This is a genomic window from Paenibacillus sp. S150 (assembly GCF_019352175.1).
Taxonomy (GTDB): Bacteria; Bacillota; Bacilli; order Paenibacillales; family Paenibacillaceae; genus Paenibacillus_AQ.
The window spans coordinates 24,730-44,672 of the sequence record NZ_JACBYI010000025.1 but is presented as its reverse complement, the minus strand read 5'-3'; the positions used below and the strand labels follow the sequence as shown (position 1 = coordinate 44,672).

General features: G+C 53.0%; 15 protein-coding genes. 3 read left to right on the top strand and 12 right to left on the bottom strand.

What is annotated here, in order from left to right; genetic code table 11:
* Positions 1–31 precede the first annotated feature (31 nt).
* From HYD27_RS20570 to xylA, 7 genes are all read right to left on the bottom strand, one after another.
* Entirely contained in the window at positions 32–1,759 is a 1,728-nt protein-coding gene (locus tag HYD27_RS20570) for an ABC transporter substrate-binding protein (protein WP_219218273.1), read from the bottom strand.
* 205 nt (positions 1,760–1,964) lie between these two features.
* Positions 1,965–2,864, bottom strand: coding sequence for a carbohydrate ABC transporter permease (locus HYD27_RS20565; RefSeq protein ID WP_219218272.1), 900 nt, complete (start codon positions 2,862–2,864; stop codon positions 1,965–1,967).
* Between the two features lie 14 nt (positions 2,865–2,878).
* Positions 2,879–3,859 (bottom strand): ABC transporter permease, encoded by a 981-nt coding sequence (locus HYD27_RS20560; RefSeq protein WP_309242103.1) that lies wholly within the window; start codon positions 3,857–3,859, stop codon positions 2,879–2,881.
* 119 nt (positions 3,860–3,978) lie between these two features.
* Positions 3,979–5,766 (bottom strand): sensor histidine kinase, encoded by a 1,788-nt coding sequence (locus tag HYD27_RS20555; RefSeq protein WP_219218271.1) that lies wholly within the window; start codon positions 5,764–5,766, stop codon positions 3,979–3,981.
* Between the two features lie 155 nt (positions 5,767–5,921).
* On the bottom strand, positions 5,922–7,454 hold the full coding sequence (locus tag HYD27_RS20550; protein ID WP_309242106.1) for a response regulator transcription factor: 1,533 nt from the start codon (positions 7,452–7,454) through the stop codon (positions 5,922–5,924).
* A gap of 99 nt (positions 7,455–7,553) precedes the next feature.
* Positions 7,554–9,050: a xylulokinase gene (gene xylB / locus HYD27_RS20545; protein ID WP_219218268.1), complete on the bottom strand. Its 1,497-nt coding sequence runs from the start codon at positions 9,048–9,050 to the stop codon at positions 7,554–7,556.
* A 222-nt stretch (positions 9,051–9,272) separates the two neighbouring features.
* Complete coding sequence (gene xylA / locus HYD27_RS20540; protein WP_219218267.1) at positions 9,273–10,592, bottom strand: xylose isomerase; 1,320 nt, start codon at positions 10,590–10,592, stop codon at positions 9,273–9,275.
* 537 nt (positions 10,593–11,129) lie between these two features.
* Between xylA and HYD27_RS20535 the strand changes: the two genes are divergently transcribed.
* Both HYD27_RS20535 and HYD27_RS20530 read left to right on the top strand, forming a co-directional pair.
* Positions 11,130–12,290: an ROK family transcriptional regulator gene (locus HYD27_RS20535; RefSeq protein WP_219218265.1), complete on the top strand. Its 1,161-nt coding sequence runs from the start codon at positions 11,130–11,132 to the stop codon at positions 12,288–12,290.
* A 132-nt stretch (positions 12,291–12,422) separates the two neighbouring features.
* Entirely contained in the window at positions 12,423–12,623 is a 201-nt protein-coding gene (locus tag HYD27_RS20530) for a hypothetical protein (protein ID WP_219218263.1), read from the top strand.
* A gap of 80 nt (positions 12,624–12,703) precedes the next feature.
* Here HYD27_RS20530 and HYD27_RS20525 read toward each other — a convergent pair whose 3' ends face one another.
* The 4 genes from HYD27_RS20525 to HYD27_RS20510 form a co-directional block, all read right to left on the bottom strand.
* Positions 12,704–13,144, bottom strand: a complete 441-nt coding sequence (locus HYD27_RS20525; protein ID WP_228745231.1) for a GNAT family N-acetyltransferase — start codon at positions 13,142–13,144, stop codon at positions 12,704–12,706.
* A 111-nt stretch (positions 13,145–13,255) separates the two neighbouring features.
* Positions 13,256–13,489, bottom strand: coding sequence for a glutaredoxin family protein (locus HYD27_RS20520; RefSeq protein WP_219218261.1), 234 nt, complete (start codon positions 13,487–13,489; stop codon positions 13,256–13,258).
* A gap of 199 nt (positions 13,490–13,688) precedes the next feature.
* Positions 13,689–14,630: a thioredoxin-disulfide reductase gene (gene trxB / locus HYD27_RS20515; RefSeq protein ID WP_219218260.1), complete on the bottom strand. Its 942-nt coding sequence runs from the start codon at positions 14,628–14,630 to the stop codon at positions 13,689–13,691.
* Between the two features lie 206 nt (positions 14,631–14,836).
* Positions 14,837–16,804, bottom strand: a complete 1,968-nt coding sequence (locus HYD27_RS20510; RefSeq protein WP_219218259.1) for a heavy metal translocating P-type ATPase — start codon at positions 16,802–16,804, stop codon at positions 14,837–14,839.
* Positions 16,805–17,469: 665 nt separating this feature from the next.
* On the opposite strand from HYD27_RS20510, the gene HYD27_RS20505 reads away from it, so the two are divergent.
* The gene (locus tag HYD27_RS20505) at positions 17,470–18,270 is read left to right on the top strand and encodes a polysaccharide deacetylase family protein (protein ID WP_219218258.1); all 801 of its coding nucleotides are present in this window, start codon (positions 17,470–17,472) and stop codon (positions 18,268–18,270) included.
* A 350-nt stretch (positions 18,271–18,620) separates the two neighbouring features.
* On the opposite strand, the gene HYD27_RS20500 is transcribed toward HYD27_RS20505, so the two are convergent.
* Positions 18,621–19,676, bottom strand: coding sequence for a hypothetical protein (locus tag HYD27_RS20500; RefSeq protein WP_219218257.1), 1,056 nt, complete (start codon positions 19,674–19,676; stop codon positions 18,621–18,623).
* Between the last annotated feature and the right edge of the window lie 267 nt (positions 19,677–19,943).

Below are 19,943 nucleotides of genomic sequence, written 5' to 3'. Positions count from 1 at the left end.
GCATATTCATGCTCCGCTTGCCACTTATATCTTAAAGTTCTTTTCCGGTCCACAGGGATACTCTCTTCTTAACGAGTTCTGTGTATTCTTTTTCCATATCTTCAGCGCCTGCTTTGTTCAGCTCGGCAATGAACGCATCATATACCTTGTCGAAGTCAGCCGGTTTGGAGAGGACCGCTTCAGGGATGCGCTTGCGGATAATATCCTGTGTCTTTTTGTAGATAACCTGATACTGTCCATCGGTAGGAACCGGCATGTTGTACAGAGCGCCCCATTCCTTGACCGGGAAAGCATCCTCTGCAGGGAACAGATCTTTCCAGGTTGTAGCGTTGTAAGCGGCCAGAGATTCTTTTTCGGCTGCGGAATACTCGGCAACGATTTGTTCCGGAAATCTCGTAGTGTAGTAGTTGCCGGTTGAGTCCTTCACGCCGTCACCATAGCGTTGGCCGAAGATGGCGTATTGTTCAATGCCGGTTTCTTTGGTGAAGTTGTTGAAATCTTTCGTTTTCTTCTCCAGAACTTCCGGCAGAAATTCACGCTTGCCATCAGCATTTACAGTGTAATGCGTGCCTTCGATACCCCAGTTCTTCAGAACCTGGGCTTCCTCGGAAGTCATCCAGTCCAGCCATTTAATTGCGCGGACCGGGTCCTTGCAAGCCGTAGTGATGCTGATGCCATAGCCGTCAATGCCTGTAGCCTGGAAGGAATGGTCTTGATATTCTTCGGACAGGGTGACAGGGAAGTGGGCATAAGTGTAATCATCCTTGCCGGCAGCTTTCAGTGCGTTTTCACCGTCCTGATATTCCCATTCCTGGGAGATCAGGCCGAGTACGCGTCCGCTGGCCACTTTGGCTTTGTACTGGTCGTCTTTTTGCACAAAGGTATCCTTATCCAGCAGGCCTTGAGCATACATATTGTTCAGCCAGCGGAAGTATTCCTTTTCTTCCGGCCGTTTGTAGTGAAGCTGGGCTTCATAGGTTTCCGGATTTACATAGTATTCACCGTCATCCGGTGCACCGGTTGCCTGGAAGGCAGGGTTGGTCACCGTAATCATGATTTTCCAGTCATCCGCGTTCAGGGACAATGGAATGGTTGGCTGGCCGTCGGTTTCCGGATACAGGGCAACGTAGTCCTTCAACACTTTCTCATAATCGGCCAGTGTTTTTACTTCAGGGTAGCCCAGTTCTTTCAGCACCCGGTGCTGAATTTCAAAGCCGCCGGTGGCATCAAAGGACTGCTGGTCAACCTGGGAGTTGGTTGGCAGGGCATAAATCGCCTCATCTTCGCTGCTGTATTTCAGGCGGTTCATGTTATCTCCGTAAATCTTCTTCAGGTTCGGGGCATATTTGTCGATCAGCTCAGTCATATCTACAATCAGACCGGCATCCACCAGATTGCCCAGGCTTCCCTTGGCAAAAATCATATCCGGCACATCGCCGCTCGCAGCCATCAGCGCAATTTTATCTTCCCCGCCGCCGCTGCCGACATCAAATTCGGCATTTATAGTCACGCCTGTTTTCTCGGTGATCACTTTACCTACATCGTCCTGCATGTTGTTCCAGTTCGGGCTGGCATCCGCACCGAAGAACGAGAATGTGATTGGGCTCGTATCTTCAGCAGCATTGTTGCCTTCCTGGTTCGTTCCCGTATTGTTGCCAGTGTTATCCGCAGCGTTATTGTTACCGCCGCCGCAGCCTGCAATCAGCATTGAGCTCATCAGCATGAGCGTAAAAATAGTTTTGATGCTCTTGCGTTTCATTGTGTCTCCCCCTTGTTAAATTGTGTGTTTCATCTATGCATATCAGGCCAAGCCTGTATATACCTTGTTAGCGCTTGCATAAAGCATATAATAATAAGTTTCCCAGCATCACTTGTTCCGACAGGCGGATAAGCGGAGTGCACAATCAGGGCCGGCTCTAGCCGGAACCCTGAACTGCGCACTCTCCACTCTATCCCTTCAGAGCTTAAGCCTTTACTGCGCCCAGGGTCATGCCGTTTACAAAATACTTCTGCAGGAACGGATATACCACCAGGATCGGTACAGTAACTACAATGGTAATCGCCATCTTGATCGACTCAGGAGAAATCTGGGCCATCCGGTTGGCCATATCGTTGGCGTTCACCATGCCGCTGCCCTGGTTGGTCGAGGCCAGCACCTTCATGAGCTCATATTGCAAGGTGGTCAGGTGCGGCTTGTTCCCGTTATACAGATACGTTGTAAACCACTCGTTCCATTGGCCTACGGACAGGAACAAGGCGATCGTTGCAAGCACCGGCTTGCAGAGCGGCATGATGATTTTATAGTAGATCACGAAGTCATTGGCTCCGTCCAGCTTCGCCGACTCCTGCAGGGCAAACGGCAGGCCGTCCATAAAGGAGCGGATAACGAAGACGTTAAACGCAGAAATTGCACCCGGCAGAATATAAATCCAGAACGTTCCGATCAGATTGAGATCTCTCATCAGAATGTACATTGGCACCATGCCGCCGGAGAAATACATGGTCATCGCCAGGAAATACGATACAAACTTTCTGGCTCTGAATTCCGGACGGCTGAGCGTAAAGGCCAGCATTGAAGCACTGACGAGTCCCAGAATCGTACCGGAAATCGTTCGGAGCACCGAGATCTTGAAGCCCTGTATCAGGCCGGTATAGCTGAAAATTACTGCAAAATTCTCTAAAGTCGGAACTCTCGGCCAGATATAGATGCCCCCGCGGACGGTGTCTGTAGAATCATTTAAAGAAATCGCCAGCACGTTCAGGAAAGGATATAAAGTTACTATCATGATGATTCCCAGAAATATATACAAAAATATGTCGAATGCACGTTCAGACTTTGACATTTGAAAAGCTTTGCCTGCCACTTCTATCCCTCCCCCTACATGATGCTTTCTTTAGTGACCTTCTTCATTACACCGTTAGCCAAGAGCAGCAGAATTACACTCACTACAGAAGTAAACATGCTGATCGCAGTACCATAAGAGAAACGCCCTATTTGAATCCCGTACTTAAGCGCATACAAATCCAGCACTTCCGAATAATCGGTTACGAGGTTGTTGCCCAGCTGAAACTGCTTCTCAAAGCCGATGCCGATCAGGTGGCCGATGGACATGATCAGAAGCACCATGATGGTTGTGCGGATACCCGGCAGGGTAATATTGAACATTTGCTTGATTCTTCCCGCTCCGTCCACTTTTGCGGCTTCGTAGAGCTCTTTGTCAATACCTGTAATGGCCGCCAAATATATAATTGCGTTCCATCCGGTTTCCTTCCACAGATCCGAGACGGTTACAATTCCCCAGAACCATTTGGCCTGGGCCATGAACTGAATCGGTTCATCTATGACATTAAGCCACAACAGAATTTCATTGACGATGCCTCCGTCGATGGAGAGTGTCTTCGAGACAATCCCGGCGACGACGACCCAGGACACAAAGTGAGGGAGATAAGATACCGTTTGAACGGTCCGCTTAAAAGCATTCCCCCGCAGCTCGTTGAGCAACACCGCGAACATAATCGGAACAATGAAGCCGAACACCAGTCCCAATCCGCTCATCGCGAGCGTATTTCTTAGCACAAGATAGAAACGTTCATCATGAAAAAGCTCCTTGAAGTTGGCTAAGCCTACCCATTTCTGGTCGCCAAAGGACTTGGCCGGTTTATAATTTTGAAATGCCATTGTCCATCCCCACAAGGGTACATAGCTGAAAATAAATACCCAGATCACGAAAGGAATAGACATCAGATACAAGTACTTTTGCTGCAGTACACTACTCCAAAATCCACTTTTCCTCTTCGTAGGTGGGGTGGGGGTTACGCTTTCATTGACTGTAACACCTTTATCCGTGAGCGCTTTCACGTTTATTATTCCCCCTTCGTTTTTATATTCATATCATACCCCAGGCTTTTGAAAGCGGATACCCGACAGATTTAACGTAAAATCATATGAAAATTAGACATTATTCGGCGGGACAAGCTTTACGTTCTGAAATCATGGTCTTTGGGAATGGTGAAGCAAATCCGTGTACCCGCACCCGCTTCACTGCTGATCTTCAGGCCATGCTCCTCCCCGTAATACAGGGTAAGCCTTTGATGCACATTCCGCAGACCGATACGGCTCCGCTGCTCTTCGTCCGCCTTGCTGATCACCTTGACGATCTCAGCCAGTTTCTCCCCGGAAATGCCGATACCGTCATCCTCTACGCAGATTTCAAGCACTTCTTCCCTTACCGCCACACTGATGCTTACATGGACGGTGCCTTCCTTATTTTCCAATCCGTGCACCACTGAATTTTCGACCAAAGGCTGAATGATCAGCGGCGGAATCAGAATGTCAAAGGCCCGGGGATCGCAATCAAGCATATACTCCAGCCGCTCTTCATACCGGAATTTTTGAATTTCAAGATAGGAGCGGATCATTTCTATTTCCTCCTTCATCGGAGCCTTCTCTCTGCCCACCTCCAGATTCTTGCGCATCAGCTTGCCGAGCAGCCGGACGATGTTGGCAATTTCCTTCTCACCCTTAAGGTGGGCATTCATCCGGATCGATTCCAGGGCATTGAACAGAAAATGCGGGTTAATCTGGCTGGCCATCATCTTCAGCTTGATTTCCCTTTGGGCAATCTCAAGTGCATTGTTTTTTTCATTGCTCTCCACAACCTGGGCGATTAGCTGGTTTATACTGCTCACCATATAGTTGAACTGCCGCGACAGCTGGCCAATCTCGTCGGTCCCGTCAATTTGGGACACCACATTCAGGTTTCCCAGCGCCACTTGATTCAGCTGTCTGCTGAGGCGGAGCAGCCGGTTAGTCGTGAGAAAAGAAATCGTGTATACGAGCACTAATGCAATCAGCAAAACGCCCATGATTATAAGCAGGCCCAGCATGCTTACCTTGTTGGCGGAGCTCAGAATACTGCCGGTCTCAAATACAGAGATGACCTTCAGCTTGCTTACGCTCAGCTGCGGAGTCAGCTCATCGACGATGACAAAGGAGTTCTTGCCCTTTACCGTTGTCCGTAAGACATCCTTGGTTGTCTTTGACAGGTCCATCCCGATATCAAAGGCATCCAGCGTACTGCCCACCAGCCCGGGATTCTTGGCAGCGACAATATACCCCTGCTCATCTGTAATAATGGTCTCAAACGGTTCCTGATACAGCATTCCGTTCAACTCGGACTGGCTTACCTGCACCATTAATACACCGGTTCTATTATATTCCGGATAGGAAACCTGGCGGATCAGACTGAGCTTCTTGATCGTTCCCTTCTCACTGATAGGATAGCTCTCTTTGTCGGGGATATACAGCCAATAAATGTTTTTGCTCTGCATAACCGTGCGGAACCAGGGACGGGACTCAATGACAGGGTCCAGAGGAATTACCGACATGTTATCCACCAGCGTTGGATTGTCGATAAAGAAGCGGATATTGGACAACTCGCGGTACTGCAGGATGTAGTTCTGGAAATCCTTATAGTTCAAGTAGGCCTTCGTAACATCCAATATATTGGTGTAACGCGTGTTTACGAGCTGCTTCAGATTATCGTCAAAATACAGCAGATTTGAAATATCCGTCGGGACCCGCAGCTTGGTGATCATTTGGCTCTTGATCTTTTCGACATTGTTCGTTGCCTGTTCAATGGCTCTGGTCAAGGCCGTTCCCCGGAAATAGCTGGTCAGGATAATCCCAACAATCAGAACGGGGATCATCACCACAATGATGTAGAAAAAAATCAGCTTGTACTTCAGCTTCATATTGTTGATCATACGCACCAGTTTTTTTATAGCAGTTCCTCCTCCCTATGCTTGAGCTTGAATCATGGAGAAACAGGCTGTTCCCCGCATCTGCTGCAGCGCGGGAACAGCCTGTACCTCATAATCGTCTATTATACAGATATATAATTGATTTCAGCAGCCCCCAATTATTGCTCCTTGCGGAACGCGGTTGGAGACACACCGACATATTTGCGGAATTTGGCATTGAAATAATCCGAATTCATATAGCCGACTCTTTCGGCAACCTCGTACACCTTCATGCCCTGGTTCAAAAACTGCTTGGCCTTCTCGATTCTTACCTTGTCCAGATAAGTATTAAAATGCTCACCCACCTGGTTCTTGAACATTTTGCCCAAATAAGCACTGTTATAGTTAAAAACTTCCGCAAGCGATCCCAGCTTCAGGTTCTCATTGTAGCGGCGCTGGATCAGATCGGTAATCCGTTTGATCTCATCCCCGCGTCCGCCGCTGTTCATCTGCCTGGAAATCTGCTCCATATAGTCTGCAACCAGCGTCTGGACATCACTGAGATAATCGCTGCCGTACACTTCACTTATAGGGGCTGCATGACTCAGTATGAACGGACGGATATCCGGGTTAGCCGCTTCCAGACGGGCGATGGTGCTGCTTACGATCCGCATCAGATTATCCTTGATGTAGATTTCGTCGCGCTTTGCTGCAACCAGCTTGCGGATAATTTGCCCGACCAGCATGGCAATTGCCTCATTGCTTCCGGTTTCAATCGCCAGCAGCAGCTGGATTTCCACATCGCGTTCGGGGTCCGGCTCCTCCCCGGATTCCTGCTCAGGCTCGGCCCACTCATCCGGCGCTCCGCTCAGAATGATGTCCTTCCGGCCAAAAAAAGCCTCCCCCAGCAGCTCGCCGGCCGCTGTAAAAGACCGGGATACCTCTTCCGGCCCCGCTGCAGGCCCTCCGGCCGCGGCGCGGAATTCCAGCTCTTGCCCGGCGATGATTCCATTCAGCTTCCGCCATAAAGCGGACCGGCCGGTTTCGTCCTTCAGCGGTTCCTTCAGCAGGATACCTATATAAGGCGGCAGCGAGAATATTAATCCGTTATCCGGCTGCCACTGCCGCTCCAGTTCACTTCTGACCTGCTCTTCCCGCGAATCTCCGCCCTTAAGCAGACCCTTGAGCTCCAGCAGCACAACCTCGCAGGCTTGTCCTTCCAGGCCAAGCTCCGCAGCGGCCCCGGCTCTGACGGCTTCGTCCTCCTGGGGCTGAAGCAGGTGGCGAAACAGGATATCCTCACTTCGCACAAACTCCATGTTCTGCCATTCGCTCACGCGTTCCTCTTGGATTATCGTTTCGCGGAGCTCCTGCAAATAGGAGATCAGCTCATCCTCATCAACCGGCTTAAGCAAATATCCGTCAATGTGAAAAGAAATTGCCCGTTTGGCATATTCGAAATCCGCATAGCCGCTGAGGATCAGCACATGACAGTCAGCGTTTTCTTTACGCAGTTCGCCAATCAGCTCCAAGCCATCCATACCCGGCATGCGGATATCCGCAATAATCAGCTTGGGTGCATGCTCACGGAATTTATCAAGCGCTTCCAAGCCGCTTGCAGCTGTCGCGGCTACGGTATAGCCGTGGTCCTCCCACGGAATCAGCGTGCTCATCCCTTCCCGCAGCTTGGGCTCGTCATCTACAATCAGCACTTTTATCAATGTGGTCAACCCCTAAGGCAGAATCCCGGGAGGCCTCTGCCGCCCTCCCGGCAATTCCAAGATGTAGGCCCGAGCTTGCCCAGGCTCTGACTATTTACGGTATTCCGCCAGTTTATCATTTAAAGCACGTGTTTGGCTATATACTTCCCGGTACAATCCAAACAGCCCGTCATAGATTGCCGCCTGCTGCGCATTGGGTCTGTAGACTTCCGCCGCTCGGATGAAGGCGTCTGCGCATTTGCCCAGCGAAGCAAACCATCCGCTGCCATAAGCCGCCAGCATTGCGGCACCCATTGCAGGTCCCTGCTCGCTCTCCAGCTTGATGATCGAGGCATTGAAAATATCCGCCTGCATCTGCAGCCAGGCTTCATTCTTCGCCCCGCCGCCAATCGCAACAATCTCGGTAATTTCCTTGCCGGAATCACGCACGATATCAATGGATTCGCGCAGCGAGAACGTAATCCCTTCCAGCACCGAGCGGGTGAAATGGGCCAAGGTATGGCCGGAATCCATGCCGATGAAGCTGCCGCGGATATTCGGATCGGGATGCGGGGTGCGTTCACCGCTGATATAAGGTGTGAACAGCAGGCCGCCGCTGCCGGCGGGAACGGAATCCACTCCTTGAAGCAGCTCATCAAAGCTTTTTTCACCGGCAAAGGTTTCCTTGAACCAGGTAAGGCTGTGGCCCGCAGCAAGTGTAACCCCCATGATATAATAAGCGTCCTTCTCCCCGTGGTTGAAGAAATGGACTTTGCCTTCGAGATTCAGATCCTTATTGCTCTCGTAAGACAGCACCACTCCGGAAGTTCCGATACTGCACATCGTCCGGCCTTCACCCAGAATTCCGGCACCCAGCGCGCCGCAGGCATTGTCCGCACCGCCGGCGAACACCTTGGTGGACGGCAGCAATCCGGAAGCTTCGGCTATCTCCGGAAGCAGGGCTCCGGTCTGCTCGAAGGATTCGACAAGTCTTGGGCAGAGGGAGAGCGGCAGCTTGAACGCTTCGGCTATCTCCGGACTCCACTGCTTGGAGCCTACGTCGAGCAGCAGGGTTCCGGCCGCGTCGGAGTAGTCCATCGCATAATCTCCGGTCAGGCGGTAACGCACATAATCCTTCGGCAGAAGGAACAGCTCAGCCTGCGCCAATACCTCTGGCTCGTTCTCCTGAACCCACAGAATCTTCGGAAGCGTGAAGCCTTCCAGCGCCCGGTTTCTGGCGATTTCGATCAGCTTGCCGCCAAGCGTCTTCTCAATCTTACGGCACTGGGCGGTAGTGCGTGTATCATTCCACAGGATAGCCGGACGCAGAGCCTTTCCTCCGCCGTCAACGAGTACAAGCCCATGCATTTGCCCGGAGAAGCTGATTCCATCCACTTGTGACGGAGCTGCACCGGATGCCTCCATCAGGCGCTTCAGGCTGACGATCGTTCCTTTAACCCAATCCTCCGGATTCTGCTCGCTCCAGTTCGGCTGGGGTCTGCTGAGCGGATAAGCTTCAGAGTGCTCGTAAGCCACCTTGCCCTGGGGATCGACCAGTACAGTCTTCACTGCACTGGTTCCGAGATCGACACCGATTACATAGTTCATATTTATCCTCCTAAAAGTTTTGCGAGCTTCTGCTCCACGTATCCACTTCAAGCAAAACTCGCTTCGTAAGCATGGCAAGGCAACAATAGATCCTGAAAAGTTAAGAATAAGCGGCACTTATTGGGCTTTGACAAAAAGGGGCTGCCGAAGAATGCTCTCTTCAGCAACCCCCGTTGCGTTAGTAGTTCAGGCAAAATAATGCAGCTCTTGGTCCCGCTTCTCTTATTGCTCGGCAAGGATGTATTGGTTCAAAGTAGCTCTTAGCAGTTCCTGGCGTCCGGACTCATTCTTGCGCGGACTCTCATTGTTCAGCGCGTAGTCAGCCAGCGAAGCCAGAGTAGCTTTGCCGGATACGATGTCAGCGCCAACGCCTTCAGTGAAGCTGCTGTAGCGTTTGTCGATGAAGTTTTCAAATACGCGGTCTTCAAGCAGCTTGGCGGCAACCTTCAGGCCTTTGGCATAAATATCCATACCGGAGATGTGCGCCAGGAACAGATCCTCAGGCTCGAAGGATGGACGGCGAACCTTGGAGTCGAAGTTGATTCCGCCTTTGCCGAGTCCATCGTTCTTCAGCACTTCATACAGCGTCAGGGTAGCGTCGTAAATGCTTGCAGGGAATTCATCCGTATCCCAGCCGAGCAGCGGATCGCCCTGGTTCGCATCCAGAGATCCCAGCATACCGTTGATGCGGGCTACGCGCAGCTCATGCTCAAAAGTATGGCCGGCAAGTGTCGCATGGTTCGCCTCAAGGTTCAGCTTGAACTGTTTGTCGAGGTTGTATTTCTGCAGGAACGCAATGGTTGTTGCCGCGTCGAAGTCGTATTGGTGCTTGGTAGGCTCTTTCGGTTTGGGTTCAATCAGGAACTGTCCGTCGAAGCCGATTTCCTTAGCGTAATCCACAGCCATGCTGAACAGGCGTGCGATGTTGTCCTGCTCAAGGCCCATATCTGTATTCAGCAGCGTTTCATAGCCTTCGCGGCCGCCCCAGAATACATAGTTTTGAGCGCCCAGGCGTTTACCCACCTCCAGACCTTTCTTCACCTGTGCAGCTGCGTGTGCGTACACATCGGCGTTGCAGGTGGAGCCGGCACCGTGCATATAGCGCGGGTTGGTGAACATATTGGCTGTGTTCCAGAGCAATTTTTTGCCGGAGGCTTTCATGCCTTGTTCAAGGATGTCTGTGATAGTGTCGATATTGCTGTAAAATTCACGCAAAGATGCGCCTTCCGGGGCGATATCCACATCGTGGAAGCAATAGTACGGCAGGTCCATCTTTTCCATGAATTCAAAAGCGGCTTCCGCACGGGCCTTTGCCTTGTCCAGGGCGCCCAGCTTATCCCAAGCGCGGACTGCAGTTTCAGCGCCGAACGGATCGGAGCCGCCGGCTGTTAAGGTATGCCAATAAGCCATTGCAAACTTCAGATGCTCCTCCATGGTTTTGCCGGCTACGATTTCTTTCGGATTGTAGAATTTGAATGCATAAGGGTTGGTGGAACGGCTTCCCTCGTAAGAGACCTTGCCCACTGTTTCAAAATAAGCCATTTGTGAAATCCTCCTCGATATTTTGCTTCGCCCGCAAGCGTTTACAGCACCATCTTAACACATCTTTTTGACTTTGTATATTGGTTAAACAAAGTTTTGCGCAACTTTTATTTGTAGCGGATTGGTCCGCCTGGAAGTCCGCGAAGGCACAGCCTTCTCCCTCCGGCCCGCCTGTTAATCATGAACATAAAGTACCCCTGCGCAGCATAGCCTATGCGGCTATCGCGGCCAGACCCGCAATCCCCAGCCGGCGGGCTGTACTCCCCTTCTCCACGGCTTCGCTTGGCTGCCGGAATCCTTGCAGCATACAAATGCACGCTGCCGCCTGTTGCATTTTCCCGGACATCGCACTAGACTAAGTGGCATACTCTAAATGAAAAAGTTGCAAATAGACCGCAGAGACGGGGAAAAACCGGATTTGTAAGTCTGACTGTATTCTGTACCATTGAAAGCGGCCCGTCCAAGCCGGATAGAAGGATGAAATTATGGCGTACAACCTGTACATCCGTATCTTTTCAAAAAAGGAAGTGTAGACCGTTGAGGGTTACTGGTGATCAGGCACTGGTCAAAAAAATCAATAAATCGATCATTTTACATACGATCCGCAAGCAGTCTCCGGTATCCCGGGCCAGGGTATCCGAAATGACCGGACTGAACAAAGCCACGGTATCCAATCTTGTTGCCGAGCTCTGCGGTCAGGAGCTGGTCACCGAGGCGGGGCCGGGGGAATCCAGCGGCGGCCGCAAACCGCTGATGCTGCATTTCAACAGCATGGCCGGCAGTGTAATCGGAATTGAGCTGCGGATAAAGCAGCTGAAGTCGGTGCTGTGCGATTTGGGAGGCAGCATTCTGCATGAGCTGGACTGCCCGCTGGAGGTCCATGACCTGCCTTATGTTCTGGAGAAGATGAAGAATACAATCTCGGAGCTGATTGGCTCTGCCCCCGTTTCTCCTTACGGCATTGTCGGGATTGGAGTAGGTGTGCCGGGGATGGTGGATGAGCATGGTGTTGTATTGTTTGCACCCAATCTGGGCTGGGAAATGGTTGATCTGCGGGGCATTCTGGAGCAGTCGTTCGCGGTCCCTGTGACCATAGACAACGAGGCCAATGCCGGAGCACAAGGAGAGCTGAATTTCGGTGCGGCACGCGATGTGCGCCACCTGCTCTACATCAGTGCAGGCTCGGGGATCGGTTCCGGAATCATCATCGGCGGGGAGCTGTACAAGGGAGCCCGGGGATATGCCGGAGAGACCGGCCATATGACCATTGAAGCGGAAGGCAAACCCTGCAGCTGCGGCAGCCGGGGCTGCTGGGAGCTGTATGCCTCGGAAAAAACCTATGATAATCCCGGGCTGGACCTGCCCGCGCGCAGCACCACCGAGCTGGTCACGTATGCGCTCGAAGGGCAGGAAGATACGCTGCGCCATTTCAATTCCATCGGGGAATATCTCGGGATCGGGGTCACCAATCTGATCAACAGCTTCAACCCCGAGCTGATTGTGGTCGGCGGCGCCTTGTCCGAAGCCGAGCCTTGGCTGGGCGAGCCGCTGCGCAGAGTGGTTGCCGAGCGGACGCTCCCCTATCACAAGCAGCAGCTCGAAATCACCTTTTCCCGGCTGGGCAGCCGCGGAACAATGATCGGGGCCGGCTTTGCGGCGGTGATGCATTTCCTCGGGAACATCCGCGTAACCCTCTAGGCAAAATTGACGTAAATTCGCCGCAATTGCAGCCGTGTTAGGTACAGCAAAAGGAAGATCAATCCTCTATAATAAGGGATGCAAGTGTGATAAATGTCACTACACCCCTTTTTCTGAACGGAGAGAGAGTCCATGACCTATGTTGACACGTCTGATATTTCGGCGCAGATGTTCATCACTGTGCTGCTGCTGCTGCTCATCATCGCTCCACTCATCAGCCTCGGTGTGCTGCGTCTGTTCCAGTCGAGAAGGAAATCGGGATTGCTGCTTATTGCCGGCGGAATTGCTGTGTACGCCCTTTTTCAGATAATTATGTATCTTATCGAAGCTTGAGAATAAACGAGGGAATACATTCCGTACAAAGCCAGCCCCTGCCTTAGCGCAAGAATATGCTTTGTACGGATTCCCCGCAGTTATACAATGTCTCTTTCTGACACAGGGACAGACATAACACAGCTGAAGCGCTCGACGCCCGGATACTTTTCGCCCAAACTGCTGACAGTAAATCCGCAGCTGCGGTAGAAACCGGCGGCATCCCGGTCCGTCTCGGCCTGCAGCGTTTCGATTTCTTTACATTTCCGGATTTCCCCGATCATTGCGGCACCGATACCCCGTCCCCGCAAGCGGCCAAGTACGGCTATATGCAGGATTTCAGCTCCAGCCTCCGGACCATGCCGGATTCCGATGACCCCGGCCAATTCCCCACTGGCGAAGGCGCCCAGCAGTTCCCGGGAATCTTCCGCAAGGTACCTCTCCAACTCTTCTTCAGCTTGTGCCGCATCCGCCCACATGCACTCTGCCAGCAGCCGCTCTGCTGCGGCTCTGTCCCAATAATTCTTTAAGCTGATTAACAATTATTCCCGCTCCTCTCCGTCGAAAACCTCCCAAATTCCGAGAAATAAAAGACCGCTCCCAGTTGGAAGCAGCCTTTTCCCTCTCAATAACGGGCTAAACTATTGAATTATTTATACAGAGGCCAACGCCTTGTCGAATTGGGTTTTGTTCATGCCTACAATTTTGAAATCGCCGATGACGGTGATTGGCACAGCTCTCATTCCCATATCCCAAACCTGCTGGGCAAAATCATCGTTTTGTTCAATGTTGCGTTCCTCGTAGGAGATGCCTTTCTCGCTCAGGAAGCTTTTGACCTGACGGCAATGCGGGCAGTTGGTTGAAGTGTACACAATTACATTTTCCATATTATAATCTCCTCCTAAAAGTTTTATGGGCATGGCTTCCTGCATTTCTTCGCAATAAAACCGGCTTCGGAAGCATACTCATAGTTTGAATTAGCATGCTTCTTCGTTAGAGCCTCGTGCACAACTCCCTTCGGAAGCTTACACTAAAACATCAGCTTACTATATTATAGCACCGCAGTGCCCGCTATACCAAGGGAGCTTACAAAATAACCGCGCTGTGCTCCAGGCTCTCAATGTACTTCTCGGCATCCATAGCCGCCATACATCCGCTGCCCGCTGCGGTAATTGCCTGTTTGTAACGGGTATCCTGCACGTCTCCGCAAGCAAATACGCCGGGGATGTTGGTCTCGGAGGTGCCTGGATTGGTGACGATATAACCGTTCGCATCTGTCGTAATCTGTCCGCCGAGGAATGCTGTATTCGGGTGGTGCCCGATAGCGACAAATACGCCGCTGGCTTCAATGAACTCCTCTTCGCCGGTTTCATTGTTAAGCACCTTAATGCCGTTAACGCCTCTGTCGCCGGAGGTTACCTCCAGCGGTGTGCGGTTCAGTCCCCAAGCCACCTTTTCGTTGTCGCGGACGCGGTCCTGCATGATTTTGGAGGCACGCAATTCTTCGCGGCGGTGGACAAGGGTTACTTTTGACGCAAAACGGGTCAGGAAGCCTGCTTCCTCCAGCGCCGAATCGCCGCCGCCGACCACGACAATCTCTTTGCCGCGGAAGAAAAAGCCGTCGCAGGTGGCGCAAGTGCTGACACCCCGCCCAATGTTGTCCTGTTCCCCCGGAATCCCCAGGTATTTGGCCGTTGCACCCGTCGACAGAATCAAGGTATCTGTAGTCAGTGCACCCATGCCTTCCACATTCAGCTTAAAGGGACGTTCCCCAAGCTCAACACTGTCCACCCAGCCTGTAACAAATTTTGCACCGAAGCGTTCAGCCTGCTTGCGCATATTGTCCATCAGATCCGGTCCCAGGATGCCTTCAGGGAAACCCGGAAAATTCTCGACTTCCGTTGTAGTGGTAAGCTGGCCGCCCGGCTGAGGGCCTTCAATAACGAGCGGATTCAGATTGGCCCGGGCCAAGTAGATGGCTGCAGTCAATCCGGCAGGTCCGGTACCAATAATAATTGATTTATACATGTCTAGATCCTCCTTGAGATGGACGGCTTAGGCGTCGGCTTTTATATTTCTTAATTAAAATTATTATAATGTAGTACTAATTATGCTCAACTCAAGGGAATCTGTCAATATGCCAGACACGATGTAATCGCTCCATTTTGTGAACAATTCAATTTTAAGCAATCAAAATTTCAAGCGGAGCAAAAAAACACCAATTCCGACCTTTTTCAGCGTAAAAGCCGCAGTCCATTGAGAATCACCAGGATCGTGCTGCCCTCATGGCCGATAACACCGAACGGGAGGGCAATCCCCTGCAAAAAGTTGCTTAACATCAGGGTGGCAATCACCGTAGCTGCAAAAATCATATTCTGCTTCACAATCCGCTGTGAACGCCGGGCCAGCGCAATCGTAGAGGCGATCTCTTCAATGTTGTCGTTCATCAGCACAACGTCGGCAATCTCCAGCGCGGCTCCGCTGCCCTTCATGCCCATTCCCATGCCGACCGTGGCTGTGGCAAGCGCCGGTGCGTCATTCACTCCATCGCCCACCATAATCACATTCCCGTATTGCTCGCGGAGCGCCTTAATATGTGTCACTTTGTCCTCGGGCAGAAGTCCTGCGAACACAAGGTCGACACCGGTCTGCCCGGCAATTACTTCCGCAGTCACCGTACGGTCACCGGTCAGCATCGCTACCTTAATCCCAAGCTCCTGCAGCTTGCGCACCGCAGCTTCCGCCTGCGGCCGCACCGTATCCTGCAGCGCAACCATCCCGGCAATTTGCCCGTCTTCGAGGATTAGGGATACGGTCTTTCCCTCCTTCTCCAGCTTCCCGCGCAGCGCTTTCCACTGCTCATCCGCGCTGAGTACCGCTTCGCCGTTCCGTTCATCCAGCAGATCGGATTTGCCGATTCTCCACAGCCGCCCGCCGATCAGCCCTTCAATCCCCCAGCCGGTCACGGATTTGCTCTCCTCAACCGCAAGCAGTTCAAGGTGCTCCTCTTCGGCCATGCGCACAATCGCTTCCGCCAGCGGATGGCGGGACAGCTTCTCAATGGAGGCGCTGGCTGCCAGCAGCCCATTCCTGTCATATCCCTCTCCGGCTATAAAATCAGTCACCTGCGGAACCCCCTCAGTGAGCGTTCCCGTCTTGTCAAAAGCAACCACCGAGGTCTTCGCCATATTCTCCAAATGGACGCCGCCCTTGAACAGGATGCCTTTGCGCGCGCTCTTGGAGATCGCGGACAGCATGGCCGGCATAATGGACGACACCAGGGCGCATGGGGAGGCCACCACGAGAAATACCATCGCTTTATAAAAGGTGGCGCCCCAGCTCCAGTCCAGCACAAGCGGCGGCAGAACAATCAGGGCTGCTGTTGCAGCAACCACCGCCCGGGCGTAAATTGACTCCAGCCGCTTGATGAACCGCTGTGATTCCGGCACTTCGCTCTCCGCCTCTTCGACCATCCGGATGATTTTGGCAAAAAGCGTGTTCTCCGCAGACTTGGTCACCTCGATATACAGCGGCCCTTCCCCATTGACGGTTCCGGCAAATACATCGCTGCCGGCCGTCTTCTCGGCGGGCAGCGACTCACCTGTAATGGAGGCCTGGTTGACAGCCGATTCCCCGCGGCAGACAATGCCGTCCGCAGGGATCAGCTCACCCGGGCGCACCAGGAGCAGGTCCCCAACCGCGAGCAGATCAATCGGCACCTCGCTCATAATCCCTTGTTCTATACGCACAGCGGTGGCCGGCTTAAGGGCCATCAGCGATGAAATGTCCTTTTTGCTGCGCTCCATCGTGTAGCTCTCCAGGGCTCCGCTCAGCGCAAAAATAAAGATCAGCATCGCACCTTCGTTCCAGTACCCAATCGATGCCGCGCCCAGTGCGGCGGCTATCATCAGCAGGTTCACGTCCAGGTCACGTTCCTTGACCAGCGTTTCCATCCCTTCCTTCGCCTTGCTCCAGCCGCCTACGGAATAGGAGACCACATACAGAAGGATCGAGATCGCCTCCGACCAGCCGCTGACGGCCCAGGCGGTCAGCATCAGCAGCCCGCTGCCGAGCGCTGCCTGCATTTCGGAATTGCCCAGCATCGCCCGCGGATCAAACCGGCGGGGCCGCGGGGTGCGCGGCTGCTGCGTGCTGCCTCCACGCGTTATGGATTTGGGAATTTGTTTGGATGTAGCTTGCATAAGTAAATCACCCTCCTGATTGGTTTGCGGAAATTCAATTGGTAATCTCTCTTGCCGATGACAACGCGCTGACTGAGAATGAGAGCCATTATTAAGCCCCTTAAAATGACACATGCTGCCCCGGCTCAGCCGGGACAGCATGGTAAATGAGAATGATAATCGTTTTTGCCATTGTACAAATTTATTTCCTCTATGCAACTTACAGCTCTAATATAACATGAAAACCGCAAATGTAAACCCGGAGACAAGCCTGATTTTTTGGGGTGCTTGGACTTGTGAAGCTGAAGATAACGTATAGAAGCCCTGCTCATGAAATTTGATTTGAATTGAGCGGCCAATATGTCCATAGTTAACTTCTTTAAAATAAGTATGCGGGCTTTTAATTGTCGTTTATATAGATTGCAGCTGGAGGATTTAGTGTATGATTGTAATTTATGCAATCGTAAGCTGCATTGTTCTGCGCTGAATCGCATTTTGCTGTATTTCCTGCATTAGATTTCGGGAATAGGGGTCAAAACCGCCTTTCTCAGGGGATCGGCATAAGCCGCTTGATAGGCCCTTCGTAGCTTTTCAGGTTCAAATGATATATTAAAAATCTTGCCAACAGCCGCCGCCTCTGGCATTCTTCATAGTGAAGCTGATAATTGCCAGGAGGATGATATATTATGAAAATCAAGCTGGATCTTTTCCCGGGCGGTGTTACTAAAGCGCTCACACTGAGCTGGGACGACGGCAGAGTCTATGACAGACGGCTGGTGGCGATCCTGAACCGGAATGGCCTGAAGGGTTCCTTCCATTTGAATTCGGGATTCTTCGGCAAAGAGGGCTACATCACGGACGGGGAAGTCGCGGCCCTCTATGAGGGGCATGAGATTTCAGCACATACAAGCGCCCATCCCTTTCTCACCATGACCCCCCGCGAGGGCATCGCCCAAGAAATCCTGAAGGACCGCGAGCGTCTGGAGCAGCTTGCCGGTTATCCCGTGAGGGGCATGTCCTATCCGTTCGGTGATTACAATGACCAGGTGCTGAGCACGCTTCCGGCGCTGGGAATCGAGTATTCACGCACCGTGCGGTCCCACGGCGGCTTCAGCCTGCCGGACAACCTGCTGGCCTGGCATCCCACCTGCCATCACCGGGATATGCTGGCCCTTGGACAGCAATTCCTGGAGGAGCAGCCCAGATTTTCGCGAATGCAGCTTCTGTATGTCTGGGGGCACAGCTATGAATTCAACGACAATAACAACTGGGAGGAATTAGAGCAGTTCGGCAGCCTGATGGGCGGTCACCAAGACATCTGGTACGCCACCAATATCGAAATTGCCGACTATCTGTCCGCAGTCCGGGGATTGCGTTTCTCCGCTTCCCAAGCCATTGTCTATAATCCATCAGCATTGGAGGTATGGTTCACGGCTGAGGACCAGGCCCGCCAGATACCGGCAGGTGCAACTGTGCAGCTGGTTTAAAGCGGGAAAGCTTTTCCGCTATCCGCATTCCTGATACCTGTGCAGCTTTCAAAAACCCGATTCCTCCCGTCACCCTCCGGGAGAAACCGGGTTCTCATTTTGTATGGAACGCTTCACGACTGGCAGACACTGGCTAGACTGGCAGTTATGCCAGCTGATCATGCTGTCCTGATGACGGCCAAATAAGGTAAGGTCCATAGGTCCATACGAAATACCATTGAACTTGCGGGCGGACCGGAAATGCCTTTAGCGCAGAAGAACGATGGTTAACCGAACCGAAAGGCGCCTGGCGAAAAGCTCTGCGCTGATAACCCGTCCGGACAGGATCATCAGCGCAGACAGGCGGGCCGCTACAGCCGCCCTCCGGCAGCTGTATCCGCATGGTCCTGCCGGGCCATCCAGGTCAGGCAGGCTGCCCGCAGCAGCGCCTCGGTCCGCTGGCCCGCGCTGCAAAAGATCCCGCTCAGCCCGATCCGGTACAGATCGGCCAGGGCATACGCCGCCGGTGCTCCCGCGGCGAGCAGTGCCGCCGCCGGCTTGACTCCGCGCACGGCGGCCAGCACCTCTTCCGCCGCCCGGGCGAAGCCTGCGGCGGCCTCTTCCGGCGCGGCTTCGCCGGCCGCGCCGTCCAGCACCAGGAAATCGGCGATGCGCGCGATTTCCCCCGCGGCGGCGCGCTCCACATCGGGCGAGATCATCGCCCCGATGCGGCACGCTGCCGCGTAAGCGTGGCCGAGAGTCTGTTCGGCCACGCCCTCGATGAATTCGCGCTGTGCCGCGAATTCGGCAGCGCTGGCGGGATACGGCGCCAGCAGGTCCAGGCGGCAGTCGCCGCCCAGGCGCTGGCGCTCTGCGACCGCAGCGAACAGCGCGTCAAGCTGCGCATCCTGCAGCGCAGCAAGCCTTGCCGGCTGATCATCCAGCTCCGGCATGAAGGGCGGCATGACGGCAGCCCAGACACCGTCGGCCGATTCCAGCAGCGCAGCAGCCGATGCCCGCAGCCGGTAATAAATCCGCTGCAGCATCCGTTCTTCCTGCGCCTTGTCTTCGCTGAACAGCCAGCCGGCGTAGAGTTCGCTCACCTCCGGAGCAAGCAGCCACTCCCCGCTCCGGATCAGGCAGGGACCTGCCGGCAAGCCTCCGTCTTCCTCCCGAGGAACCGGACGCTCCTCGCGTCCGTCCCGCAGCACCAGAAAGGCCGGACGTCCGCCCGGACGTCTGAAACCGGCACGGTTCAGAGGCTCGGTTCTGCTTGAGCGTTCTCCTTCAGCAATAAATTCCGCAGCCGCGGAGGCCACAGATGCTGCCTGGCTCATCTCCACCCCAATGGTCCGGTCCCCGGCAAGATACTTGAACGGGCGCTTTTCATTATTCCGGTTAAGATCCTGCTCACGTTCACCCTTCATCTCCGCACCCACCTTTTTCAGCTTTGGATTGCTGCCGGTTTTCATTTTTGGCCTTGATGTTCCGCCGGCATTGTAGCATACTCCATTCTATAAATACGGGATTTTGCAGCAAAATATGCAAGCGTTACCAATTAATTAGGGGCAGCAAACCGGGAGAACAATGACACTTTGCCGTCGTCCTCCTGTTTTAGGCATATGCATACAGAGCAAGCGATATTCTGCATTCCTTGCAGCTTATAAGCAAAAAAACACCGTCCAAATACAATG